Source organism: Mesorhizobium mediterraneum, assembly GCF_002284565.1.
In the GTDB taxonomy this organism is placed as follows: Bacteria; Pseudomonadota; Alphaproteobacteria; order Rhizobiales; family Rhizobiaceae; genus Mesorhizobium; species Mesorhizobium mediterraneum.
Genome location: NZ_NPKI01000027.1, coordinates 137,044 through 148,222, shown reverse-complemented (window position 1 = coordinate 148,222; position 11,179 = coordinate 137,044). Strand labels below are relative to the sequence as shown.

Sequence of the window (11,179 nt, the reverse complement as noted above, 5' to 3'; positions counted from 1 at the left end):
CTGGCCGCCTGCGCTTACAATCTGCGCACCATGATTGGCGTCCTCTATCCACCCGATGAGAGGCGGACATGAGGGAGGAGTCCGCCCCCAATCCGGCGGATGGCAGCCTAAACCGACAAAGGCCTCGCAAGGGCCGCCTAAAACCGCTCTGCCGGCCTTCAAAAAGGCCCCCACTGACCACCGAACTCCACTTCGCTCCCCGTGCAAAGCCCTCCCTGTGGGAGAAGGTGGATTGGCGCGCAGCGCCAAGACGGTTGAGGGGTGCTGGCCGGAGCGCTGTTGGTGCCAAGCTGGAACACCCCTCATCCGGCCGCTTCGCGGCCACCTTCTCCCACAAGGGGAGAAGGGAAAGCCGCACGAAGCGGCTCGCCCCGGAATGGTAAGAGTGAGGGCAGCGCAAACCTGAAGCGATTGGCCACGTCGTGGCCCGAAATCAATTGCTTTGTGACGGCAGTTATGCTAGGAATTTATTCATGGTGCAGATTTGCGCCAGCGACCCGCCTTTGAGGCGGGTTTTTTGTTTTAGCCGATCTCGACCGGATTAAACGTCACGCAGCGATGACGATCGCCGACAGCAGGCCGAACAGCGCGATCAGCAGAAGGTCGGCCGTCCGGTAGAGTTTCAGCGCCCGCCTGATGTCGATGCTTTCCGCATCGCGGCGGCCGCCTTCGCCCATGAATGCATCGTCGACCATGACGCCGTCATAGGAACGCGGGCCGGCGAGCGCCAGGCCAAGCGCGCCGGCCATCGCTGCCTCAGGCCAGCCGGCATTGGGCGAGCGGTGCTTTTTCGCGTCGCGCTGCACGGTGCGCCAGGCGTTGCCGGCATCGGCGCCTTTGACGAAGAAAGAGGCAGCCACGATGAGCAGCGCGGTCAGCCGTGACGCCGGCAGGTTGATCAGATCGTCGAAGCGCGCCGCCGCCCGGCCGAAGGCCTCGTGGCGCGGCGTGCGGTGGCCGATCATCGAATCGGCGGTGTTGGCGGCCTTGTAGGCGACGCCGCCGGCCAAGCCGCCGACGCCGATCCAGAAGACGGGCGCGACGACGCCGTCGGAAAAATTCTCGGCCAGGCTTTCGATCGCCGCGCGGCAGACACCTGATCTGTCGAGCTTTTCCGGATCGCGGCCGACGATCCGCGAGACGGCAACACGGCCGATATCGAGTCCGCCATTGTCCAACCCGTCGGCCACCGCCTCGACATGCTCGGCCAGGCTCTTCTGCGACAGCAGCGACGTCGCCAGAATCGCCGTGAGGATCAATCCGGCTGGAATGCCCGAAAGCATGGTTTCAACTGCGAAAGCGATGGCGGCCGGCACCAGCACGATGATCAGCAGCGCATGAACACCGCGCCGGCGACGCAGGGCGTCGGAATCAGTATCGCGGTTGAGCCTGCGGTCGAGAAAGGATATCAGCCTGCCGAACCAGGTGACGGGATGGCCGATGGCGCCGAACAGCCAGGCCGGGTAGCCGACAGCGAATTCAACAACCAGTGACAGGAAAGCGATCAGGATCGACATGAAGTCTCTTGATGGAGCGGCGACAGTGGTGGATCACGGCGGAAGCCTTGGCCGGGCGAGGGCGCTTTTCCCGCACGCGCCACAACCCTTCGTCGACCTCTCGACCGGTATCAATCCGCACTCCTATCCGTTTTTCGAGTTGCCCGCCACCGCCCTGTCGAGATTGCCGGAAGCCGCGCGCGCCCGCGAGTTGGCCGACGTCGCGGCAAGCGCCTATGGCTCGCCATCGGCAGCGCATGTGATGTCGGCGCCTGGCACCCAGATCCTGTTGCCGCGCGTCGCCTCGCTGGCGAGCCCCGGTAAGGCGCTGGTGCTCGGGCCGACCTACGCCGAACATCAGCGGGCAGCGGCGATCGCCGGCCATGCTGTGATGGAGGTCGATGATTTCGAAGCCCTGGCAGGAGCCGACCTTGCCATCGTCGTTAACCCCAACAATCCAGACGGGCGCATCATCGAACGCAAGAAGCTGCTTGCGCTTGCGGGAAAATTGCGCGCCAGAGGCGGGTTGCTGGTCGTCGACGAGGCGTTCATGGATGTCGGTCCGCTGGGCGAAAGCCTGACCGGCGATGTCGAGCAAGGCGGCATCGTCGTATTGCGATCCTTCGGCAAGTTCTTTGGCCTCGCCGGGCTGCGGCTTGGCTTTGCACTGGCCGACACGCTGACGGTCGAGCGGCTGGAGGCGCAGTTCGGGCCATGGGCGGTCGCCGGACCGGCGCTCGAATATGGGATCCGCGCACTTGCCGACACCGGTTGGCAGGCCGAGATGCGACGCCGTTTGGCCGAGGATGCGGCGCGGCTCGATGCGCTGTTCGGCCGCTTCGGCGTGCCTGTCGCCGGCGGCACCACGCTGTTCCGCTATGTCAGGCTGACGGACGCCGCCGGCCTGTTTTCGGCACTTGGCGAGCGTGGCATCCTGCTTCGTCATTTCTCCGGCCGGCCGCATGTGCTGCGCGCCGGGCTGCCGGGTCCGGAGGAAGAATGGCAGCGGCTCGAATCGGCTCTTGCCGACTGGGCGCAACAGCGCGACGATAACGCCTAAAGCGCGTCGCATTTGAACGGATTCATGCGACGCGCTTTAAGTTCTTGTTTTTATGCATGTCGTTGTCGCAAAACCGCTGCGCACTTTTGCGCGACATGCATTAGGAGATCCAAGCAATGATCCATGTCTGTTCGCTGTCGAAGGTCGAGGAAACGGTCGCGAAAACCGGCGCCGAGCGGCTGCTTTCCCTGCTGGCTGCCGGTACCGAGGTGACGCGCCCGGCCTCGATCACCAGGGAAAACCATCTGCATCTGGTCATGCACGACATCGCCGTGGCGCAGGACGGCATGACCATGCCGGGCGAGGCGCATGTCCGCGGCCTGCTCGATTTCGCGCGGCAATGGGATCGTGCAAGGCCGCTGGTCGTGCATTGCTATGCCGGCATCAGCCGTTCGACGGCCTCGGCCTACATCATCGCGGCGGCATTGGCGCCGAAGCGCGACGAGGTCGAGTTGGCTGAGACGCTGCGGGCGCTATCGCCGACGGCGACGCCCAATCCGCGACTGATCGCAGTTGCCGACGCGCTGCTTGATCGCAACGGCCGCATGAGCCGCGCCATCGAGGCGATTGGGCGCGGCGCGGACGCCTTCGAAGGCACGCCGTTCGCGCTGAAGATCGACGGCTGATTCTGGTCAGAACCTGATCCATCCCGATCTGGATGGGCTGCGCCTGTTTTCATCCAAGCTATTTGATCACCCTTTCCATGTACCGCGTAGCTTCCTCCAAGCCCTTCGGTGCCGGTTCGAACGGTTCGCACTCTTGAAAGCCGAACTGGCGGTAAAGGGTGATTGCATTCGTCATGAATGAAACTGTCACTAGGTTCACCTTTTGGCACCTGGACTGCTCGATAGCATCGAGCGCCGTCGCAAGTAGGCGGGCGCCTACGCCTTTTCCTCGTTCTTCCGGACGCACGAAGAGCTTAATGATCTCGGCAACATCTCCATGACTGACGTAGCCGACGCAACCTAAGGCGACAGAGCCAGCCCGAGCGAGGTACATGCCTGTGCTGGGCGAGGTGCATTTCTCCAACAAGCTCGCGGCATCGTCAGAATAGTAGGCGGAAATCACATCTTCGGACGGAAGTCCGTGCACGCCGCATTGTGCAACGTCCCATTGGCCCATCTCCGCGATGAGTGCGCCGGCTTCATGGAAGTCAGCAAGGGTCAGTGCCTTTGTGACGACAACCATCGCGCACCCATGGATGTGAGACTAGAAGCAACCGGCGATACTTTGCTTTACGCACGGTCTGGAAACTAGCGCCATCAAAAGTGGCTGTCTGCCTTGAACCTCAAGCGCGGCGTGTGCAGAAATCCGCATTTTGGCTCACCTTGACCTGAGAAACACCCCTAGGCCAGCCAATCGACCAGCTTGGCCTTGCGCAAATCCTTCAGCAGGCTGATGAATCCGTCGGCCTGATGGATGGCGGTAAGCCTGCCCTTTTCGGCCGTTGCAATGCTGGCATCGCCGACCACGCCGTTCGGGTTGAGATCGGTAGCGATCCAGGCGAAGGCGTGCGTTCCGGTGTGGCGCAGCAGCGAAAATTCCTTTTCGGCGCGGGCGACGTTGGACACGAAATTGTCGGCCTTTGCCATGTCGACCAGATCCGGCCGGAAATGCAGCATCAGCGAGGTCTCGACATCGCCGCCATGAATGCCCTGGCGGTCCTCAAGCGCGGTATACATGCCGGCCGGCCGGCCAAAGCGCTGCCAACTCGTCTTCACCGCCAGCATCTTTGCACGCACGCGCAATTCGCGCGTGATGATGCCCATGATCTCCTCGTTGCCGCCATGCGAGTTCACGACGATCAGTTTCCTGATGCCGGCGCGCGCTATCGACAGGCCAAGCTCGGTCCAGGCCTCGATCAAGGTCGCCGCCGGCAGAGTGAGGGTCCCCGGCGCATGCAGGTGCTCGTTCGACTTGCCCACCGCCTGGACGGGTAGGATGCGGATGTCGAGATCACCCGGCAGGCGGGCGATCATCGTGTCGAGCATGCCGATCATGATCGAGGTGTCGGTCGAAACCGGCAGATGCGGCCCGTGCTGTTCGATCGCTGCCACCGGCAGAACGGCGATCGTCGCCTCCGGGTCGATGGTGGCGTATTCGGTGGTCCGATAGTCGCCCCACCACACGCGTCTTTTCGCAACGGTCATGTTATGCCTTTTTCGACAGACTGGCCTTTTCGATAGGCCGGCCTCTTCGATGCAGACCTAGCGCGGGAAGGATCGCCTGTCGATCACCCTGCCGCGATGACCTCGATCTCGACCTTGAATTCCGGCCGGGCGAAACCGGACACGATCATCAGCGTCGAGGCGGGCGCCGGGCTGGTGAACAGGCGGTCGCGGACGTCCATATAGGGCCTGAGGAAAGCGCGGTCGGTAACATAGGCGTTGATGCGGACGATGTCTTGAAGTCCAAGCCCGGCCTCGCCGAGAATCGATGATATGTTCTGAAAACAGAGTTCAGCCTGTGCGCCGGCATCCTCCGGGATCTGATCGTCCGCAGTGATGGCAACCTGGCCAGAACACAGCACCAGCCTCTTGCCGGGCGGCACCTCGACGCCATGGCTGTAGCGGGCAAAAGGCGGTTTGATCGACTTCGGCGTCAGGAATTTGAACATGACAATCTCCAGTCTCCGCCAGCCTATCGCATCGGCCCGAAAATCGGGATCGATTTTCGGAAAGCACGATGCGAAGACTCAAAAATTTTAGAGCGTACTTTGTGCGTCCACTTGGGCGCACGTCGCTCTAAAGCCGGATTAGGCGAACCTTCAAGATGCAGTGCATGTTATCAGGGCTATTGTGGACAGGCGTTCAAAAAATAGGCACGATGCTTCCGGTACAGCATGACCAGTCCGGCCTTCGCGCACGACTGTTGCGCAAGCGGGCGGTCCCGGCGATGGCATGTGTCTTGCTTCTTGAATCGATGGTGTCGAGCTCGGCGCGTGACGCGCCCGAGCCAACAAAGGGTGGTGTGGATGGACGGAAAACTTAAGATCTCGGTTGGCGCGATCGTGCTGCTTGCCGCGAGCACGCTGAGCGCGGCAGCAAATGAGAAGGTCACCTTCGGCACCAACTGGCTCGCCCAGGCCGAGCACGGCGGCTACTATCAGGCCGCGGTGGATGGCACCTATGCCGCTTGCGGGCTCGACGTAACGATCATGCAAGGTGGCCCGCAGGTCAGCGGGCGGCCGCTGTTGCTCGCCGGCAAGATCGACTTCTACATGGGCGGCAACATGCTGCAGGCCTTCGACGCCGTGCAGCAGGAGATTCCGCTGCGCGTGGTCGCTGCCTCCTTCCAGAAAGAACCGCAGGTGATCATGGCCCATCCGGGTCAAGGGCTCGACAAATGGGAGGATCTTAAGAACGCGGACCAGTACATCATCGCTGACGAAGGTGCACAGAGCTTCTTCCAATGGATGGTAACGGAATTCGGCTTCGATCCGGCCAAGCGCGTGCCCTACACCTTCAACCCCGCACCTTTCATCGCCAATCCAAAATCGATCCAGCAAGGCTACGTGACGTCGGAGCCCCATGCCGTCGCCAAGGAAGGCGGCTTTCAGCCCAATTTGTTCCTGCTCGCCGACTACGGCTTCGACACCTATGCGACGACGATCGAGACCATGCAGGCCACGATCGACAAGCGGCCGGAGGTGGTCCAATGCTTCGTCGATGGCTCGGCCAAGGGCTGGTACAACTATCTCTACGGCGACAACGCTGCCGCCAACGCGGCGATCAAGAAGGACAATCCCGACATCAGCGACGAACAGATCGCGTTTTCGATCGAGCAGATGAAGAAATTCGGCATCGTCGATTCCGGCGACACGGAAAAACTCGGCATCGGCGCAATGACCGACGCGCGCATCCAGAGCTTCTACGACAAGATGGTCAAGGCCAAGGTCGTGCCGGCCGGTGTCGACATCACGAAGTCCTACACGCTGGCCTTCGTCAACAAGGGCGTCGGGATCGAGCTGAAGAAATAGCGCCCAGGCATGATGCAGGAGAAAGTGGCGCAAGCGCCGGCAAGCGCATCGGGCAACGGTCCGATGCTGCTGGCGTTGCGCGGCGTCGGCAAGGTATTTTCCAACGGCGTGACAGCGCTCAGCGACGTCGACCTGACGATCCGGGAAGGCGATTTCCTCAGCCTTCTCGGGCCCTCCGGCTGCGGCAAGTCGACGGCGCTGCGGCTGATTGCCGGCCTGTCGACGCCGACCTCCGGGCTGCTCGACTGGCGCGGCAGCAGCTCTGTCGATCGCCCTGACATCGGCTTCGTCTTCCAGGAGCCGACTTTGCTGCCCTGGGCCGATGTCTTCGACAATGTCTGGCTGCCGCTCCGGCTGAAGGGCGTATCGCGGGCCAAGGCTGCGCCTGTCGTGATGGAGATGCTGGCGCGGGTTCACCTGACCGGCTTCGAGAACGCCGTGCCGCGCGAGCTGTCCGGCGGCATGAAGATGCGCGTCTCGATCGCCCGCGCCATGGTGACCAAGCCGCGCGTTCTGCTGATGGACGAGCCGTTCGCAGCACTGGACGAGATCACCCGCTTCAAGCTCAACAACGATCTTCTGGAGCTATGGCAGGACGAGCGTTTCACCGTCGTCTTCGTTACCCATAGCGTCTTTGAAAGCGTTTTCCTCTCCAACCGCGTCGTCGTCATGGCGGCGCGACCGGGCCGAGTGTTCAAAGAACTCGCCATCGATGCGCCCTATCCGCGCAACGAGACCTTCCGTACTTCGCCCGACTATGCCGCGCTCTGCCGCCAGACATCGGACGTGCTGATCGACGCCATCAACTCAACTGCCGGACCCCATCATGACGGCCATTGAAGAACACGCGCTGACGCTCGACCCCGAGGAGGCGCGTCGCGTGCGCCAGGAGCGGCTCGAGCAGATCGGCCGATGGGTGCTGCCGCTGGCGATCATGATCCTGGCGATCTGGCTGTGGGATCGAATCTGCGTCTGGAACGACATTCCGAAATATATCCTGCCGCGCCCCGGTGTGGTGCTGCAAACGCTGTTCGACGATGCCGGGCTGCTGTTCTCCTCGCTGCTGGTGACGCTCAAGATCACCTTCCTCAGCCTGCTTCTGGCCGTCATCGGCGGTGTCGGGCTGGCGGTGCTGTTCGCGCAATCGAAATGGGTGGAGATGTCGTTCTTCCCGTTTGCCATCGTCCTGCAGGTGACGCCGATCGTCGCGATCTTCCCGCTGATCAACATCTACGTCGACAACCAGACGACGAAGCTTCTGCTGTGTGCCTGGATCGTCGCCTTCTTCCCGATCCTGTCCAACACCACACTCGGCCTCAATTCCGTCGACCGCAATCTGCGCGACATGTTCAAGCTCAACGGCGCGACCCGCTGGCAGCAATTGCGTTATCTCAGGCTGCCGGCGGCGATGCCCTATTTTCTCGGTGGGCTGAAGATCGCCGGCGGCCTGTCGCTGATCGGCGCGGTGGTGGCGGAGTTCGTCGCCGGGGCCACCGGCCAGTCGTCGGGGCTTGCCTCGCGCATCATCGAGGCCGGCTACCGGCTCAACGCACCGCGGCTGTTCGCGGCGCTGATCCTGATCTCGTTCACCGGCATTCTCATCTTCCTGGTGCTGTCGCTGATCTCGCATCTGATCCTGCGGCGCTGGCATGAAAGCGCGCTGAGGCAGGAGCGGTAGGGTGGGTGAAATGTCTGCGCGAAACACCCCCCTCTGTCCTGCCGGACATCTCCCCCTCAAGGGGGGAGATCGGCTGCATGTTTTGTTTTCGCCAATCTCGGACGCGGCAAAGGAAGCGCCTCGGTCGAAGCTGCCAATCTCCCCCCTTGAGGGGGAGATGTCCGGCAGGACAGAGGGGGGTAAGGCTTGATACCGGCCTCTGGTTCTTATCATCTTGCGAACGTCCGACTTCATGCGTCACTGACGCCGGGCCTTGCCGCAGCCTTCGACGCCGATGGCTTTGCGCTCGCCGATATCGCCGTCGCCGACGGCAGGATTTCCAGCGTCGTCGCGCATCGCCAGTCCAATACACCGGCAGGCACGATCGACCTCGGCGGCCGCATCGTCATGCCGTGCTTTGTCGACTGCCACACCCATATCGACAAGGGCCATGTCTGGCCTCGAAAACCCAATCCCGACGGCACCTTCATGGGCGCGCTGAATGCCACCGGCGCCGACCGAACTGCCCGCTGGAGCGCCGACGATGTCGCTCGCCGCATGGATTTTTCGCTGCGCTGCGCCTACGCGCACGGCACCAGGGCTATGCGCACCCATCTGGACAGCGTCGCGCCGCAGGAAGAGATCTCATGGCCGGTGTTCGAGACGATGCGGGAGAAATGGCGCGGCCGCATCGAGCTGCAGGCGGCCTGCCTGCTCGGCATCGAAGGCGTGCGCGACAGGAAATGGTTCGAAAGACTGGCCAAACGCGTCGCCGCGGCCAATGGCATACTCGGCGTCGTCACCTACATGCTGCCGGACCTGGAAGAGCTTCTCGACCAGGTGTTTGCGCAGGCGATCAAGCATGGCCTCGACCTCGATTTCCATGCCGACGAGACCGACGCCGCCTCGGCGATCTCGCTGAAGAAGATCGCCGAGGCGGCACTATGGAACGGTTTTGAGGGAAACATCCTTGTCGGCCATTGCTGCTCGCTGGCACGCCAGCCCGATCTCGATGTGCTGGACACGCTGGACAAGGTGGCGAAGGCGCGGCTCGCCGTGGTGTCGCTGCCGATGTGCAATCTCTATCTGCAGGACCGGCGGGCTGATAACACCACGCCGCGCTGGCGCGGCGTGACGCTGCTGCACGAGATGAAGGCGCGCGGCATTCCAGTGGCCGTCGCCTCCGACAACACCCGGGACCCGTTCTACGCCTATGGCGATCTCGACATGCTGGAGGTCTACCGCATGGCGACGCGTATCCTGCATTTCGATCACCCGGTCGGCGATTGGCCGCAAGCGGTGACTTCGACGCCGGCCAAGGTGATGCGGCTCGATGGTTTCGGCATGCTTGCCGCAGGCAGCGCGGCCGACTTCGTCGTCTTTAGGGGGCGGAGCTGGACGGAATTGCTGTCGCGGCCCGAATCGGATCGCATCGTGGTGCGCGATGGCCGCGCCATCGAGCGCCACTTGCCCGACTATGCCGAACTCGACGAGCTGATGGTGAAATGATGGACATTTCGGCACTGAAGCGCGACCTCGACGGTCTGAAGATCGACGACCATCCGGCGATCGTCCAGCAGAAGAGCCGCGATTTCTACTGGTACAGCCCGGTGCTGAAGCAGCAGCTCGACCATGTGACCGGCGACCTGATCGTGACGCCGAAGACGGAAGACGAGGTGATCCGCGTGCTCGCCGCCTGTCACCGGCATGGCATTCCGGTGACGCCGCGCGGCAGCGGCACCGGCAATTATGGGCAGGCTATGCCGCTGTCCGGCGGCGTCGTGCTCAACCTTGCCGAGATGAATACGATCAAGACGATTGCGCCGGGCCGCGTCGTGACCGGGCCGGGTGCCGTGCTTGCCGACATCGACAGAGCGACGCGGGCGCATTCCGGACAGGAGCTTCGGATGTCGCCGTCAACCTACAACACGGCGAGTATAGGCGGCTTTGTCGCCGGCGGTTCAGGCGGCATTGGCTCGATCCGCTGGGGCGGGCTGCGCGACCTCGGCAATGTCATCAGGCTCAGGACCGTGACGATGGAGGCGGAGCCTCGCATCATGGATCTTACCGGCGAGGAGGTGCTGAAGGTCATGCATGCCTACGGCACCAACGGCATCATCACCGAGGTCGAGATGCCGCTGACCGCAAGCTACGACTGGATCGATGTCATAGTCGGCTTCGACGATTTCATGGATGCAGCCGGTTTCGGCAATGGTCTTGCCATCCAGGATGGCATTCTGGCGAAACTGATCACGCCGATCGCCGCTCCGATCCCCTATGACTATTTCAAGCGGCACCAGAAATTCTTCCGGCGCGAGCAAAGCATCGTCGTCTGCATGATCGCGTCGCATGCGATGGATGCCTTTGTCGCCCTCACCGCACGCAGCAAGGGCGAGATCGTCTTCCGCGCCGACAAGGAGGCCGATCTCAAAGGCCTGCCGCCGGCCTATGAGCTGACCTGGAACCACACGACGCTGCGTGCCATCAGGGTCGACTCGACGATTACTTATCTGCAGACCCGCTATCCCTCGCCGGATCACCTCGCTTACGTCAAGGCGATGATCGATCGCTTCGGCGACGAGGTGCCGACGCATCTCGAATTCATCCGCTTCGATGGCGCGATCGGCGTGGCCGGACTGCCGCTGGTCCGCTTCACGACAGCGGAGCGGCTCGACGAGATCATCCGCATCCATGAAGACAATGGCTGCTGGGTCTTCAATCCGCACCGCTACACGCTGGAAGAGGGCGGCATGAAGCAGACGGACGAGGTGCAGCTCGCCTTCAAGCGCGAGACCGATCCGCAAGGGCTGCTCAATCCCGGCAAGATGATCGCCTGGGAAAACCCGGACTACGACTATCGCTCGGGCAAGTCGTTCCTGTTCAAGGGGTTGGAGAAGGCGGGTTGAACGATGACGAGCGTGTGGCGCTGTACCCCCCTCTGGCCTGCCGGCCATCTCCCCCTCAAGGGGGGAGATTGGCAGTTTCTA

Annotated in this window: 11 protein-coding genes; 7 read left to right on the top strand and 4 right to left on the bottom strand. The window is 62.6% G+C overall.

Annotation, left to right across the window (positions count from 1 at the left end):
- Positions 1–548: 548 nt before the first annotated feature.
- Positions 549–1,517, bottom strand: coding sequence for an adenosylcobinamide-phosphate synthase CbiB (gene cbiB / locus CIT25_RS22675; RefSeq protein ID WP_095486743.1), 969 nt, complete (start codon positions 1,515–1,517; stop codon positions 549–551).
- On the opposite strand from cbiB, the gene cobD reads away from it, so the two are divergent.
- Complete coding sequence (gene cobD / locus CIT25_RS22670) at positions 1,516–2,556, top strand: threonine-phosphate decarboxylase CobD (protein WP_095486742.1); 1,041 nt, start codon at positions 1,516–1,518, stop codon at positions 2,554–2,556. The genes cbiB and cobD overlap by 2 nt on opposite strands.
- Positions 2,557–2,672: 116 nt before the next feature.
- A complete protein-coding gene (locus CIT25_RS22665; protein ID WP_095486741.1) occupies positions 2,673–3,182 on the top strand; it encodes a tyrosine phosphatase family protein in 510 nt (169 codons plus the stop codon).
- Between the two features lie 58 nt (positions 3,183–3,240).
- Here CIT25_RS22665 and CIT25_RS22660 read toward each other — a convergent pair whose 3' ends face one another.
- From CIT25_RS22660 to CIT25_RS22650, 3 genes are all read right to left on the bottom strand, one after another.
- The gene (locus CIT25_RS22660) at positions 3,241–3,744 is read right to left on the bottom strand and encodes a GNAT family N-acetyltransferase (protein WP_095486740.1); all 504 of its coding nucleotides are present in this window, start codon (positions 3,742–3,744) and stop codon (positions 3,241–3,243) included.
- Between the two features lie 158 nt (positions 3,745–3,902).
- A complete protein-coding gene (locus tag CIT25_RS22655) occupies positions 3,903–4,706 on the bottom strand; it encodes a creatininase family protein (protein ID WP_095486739.1) in 804 nt (267 codons plus the stop codon).
- An 83-nt stretch (positions 4,707–4,789) separates the two neighbouring features.
- Positions 4,790–5,173: a RidA family protein gene (locus CIT25_RS22650; protein WP_095486738.1), complete on the bottom strand. Its 384-nt coding sequence runs from the start codon at positions 5,171–5,173 to the stop codon at positions 4,790–4,792.
- A 357-nt stretch (positions 5,174–5,530) separates the two neighbouring features.
- On the opposite strand from CIT25_RS22650, the gene CIT25_RS22645 reads away from it, so the two are divergent.
- The 5 genes from CIT25_RS22645 to CIT25_RS22620 all read left to right on the top strand — a co-directional run bounded on the left by CIT25_RS22645 (position 5,531) and on the right by CIT25_RS22620 (position 11,098).
- Positions 5,531–6,535 carry an ABC transporter substrate-binding protein gene (locus CIT25_RS22645; protein WP_095486737.1) on the top strand — a complete coding sequence of 335 codons (1,005 nt, stop codon included), beginning with the start codon at positions 5,531–5,533 and terminating at the stop codon, positions 6,533–6,535.
- Between the two features lie 9 nt (positions 6,536–6,544).
- Entirely contained in the window at positions 6,545–7,375 is an 831-nt protein-coding gene (locus CIT25_RS22640) for an ABC transporter ATP-binding protein (RefSeq protein ID WP_095486736.1), read from the top strand.
- Positions 7,362–8,213 carry an ABC transporter permease gene (locus tag CIT25_RS22635; protein WP_095486735.1) on the top strand — a complete coding sequence of 284 codons (852 nt, stop codon included), beginning with the start codon at positions 7,362–7,364 and terminating at the stop codon, positions 8,211–8,213. Before CIT25_RS22640 ends, CIT25_RS22635 begins: the two co-directional genes overlap by 14 nt.
- 186 nt (positions 8,214–8,399) lie before the next feature.
- Positions 8,400–9,701: a cytosine deaminase gene (locus tag CIT25_RS22625; protein ID WP_095486734.1), complete on the top strand. Its 1,302-nt coding sequence runs from the start codon at positions 8,400–8,402 to the stop codon at positions 9,699–9,701.
- Positions 9,698–11,098, top strand: coding sequence for an FAD-binding oxidoreductase (locus tag CIT25_RS22620; protein ID WP_425351750.1), 1,401 nt, complete (start codon positions 9,698–9,700; stop codon positions 11,096–11,098). Before CIT25_RS22625 ends, CIT25_RS22620 begins: the two co-directional genes overlap by 4 nt.
- Positions 11,099–11,179: the final 81 nt, after the last annotated feature.

What these genes read in the sequence shown, in the direction of transcription:
- cobD (WP_095486742.1), top strand. Translation starts at nt 1,516, where the DNA reads ATGAAGTCTCTTGATGGAGCGGCGACAGTGGTGGATCACGGCGGAAGC.
- cbiB (WP_095486743.1), bottom strand. Translation starts at nt 1,517, where the DNA reads ATGTCGATCCTGATCGCTTTCCTGTCACTGGTTGTTGAATTCGCTGTC.
- CIT25_RS22665 (WP_095486741.1), top strand. Translation starts at nt 2,673, where the DNA reads ATGATCCATGTCTGTTCGCTGTCGAAGGTCGAGGAAACGGTCGCGAAA.
- CIT25_RS22660 (WP_095486740.1), bottom strand. Translation starts at nt 3,744, where the DNA reads ATGGTTGTCGTCACAAAGGCACTGACCCTTGCTGACTTCCATGAAGCC.
- CIT25_RS22655 (WP_095486739.1), bottom strand. Translation starts at nt 4,706, where the DNA reads ATGACCGTTGCGAAAAGACGCGTGTGGTGGGGCGACTATCGGACCACC.
- CIT25_RS22650 (WP_095486738.1), bottom strand. Translation starts at nt 5,173, where the DNA reads ATGTTCAAATTCCTGACGCCGAAGTCGATCAAACCGCCTTTTGCCCGC.
- CIT25_RS22645 (WP_095486737.1), top strand. Translation starts at nt 5,531, where the DNA reads ATGGACGGAAAACTTAAGATCTCGGTTGGCGCGATCGTGCTGCTTGCC.
- CIT25_RS22640 (WP_095486736.1), top strand. Translation starts at nt 6,545, where the DNA reads ATGATGCAGGAGAAAGTGGCGCAAGCGCCGGCAAGCGCATCGGGCAAC.
- CIT25_RS22635 (WP_095486735.1), top strand. Translation starts at nt 7,362, where the DNA reads ATGACGGCCATTGAAGAACACGCGCTGACGCTCGACCCCGAGGAGGCG.
- CIT25_RS22620 (WP_425351750.1), top strand. Translation starts at nt 9,698, where the DNA reads ATGATGGACATTTCGGCACTGAAGCGCGACCTCGACGGTCTGAAGATC.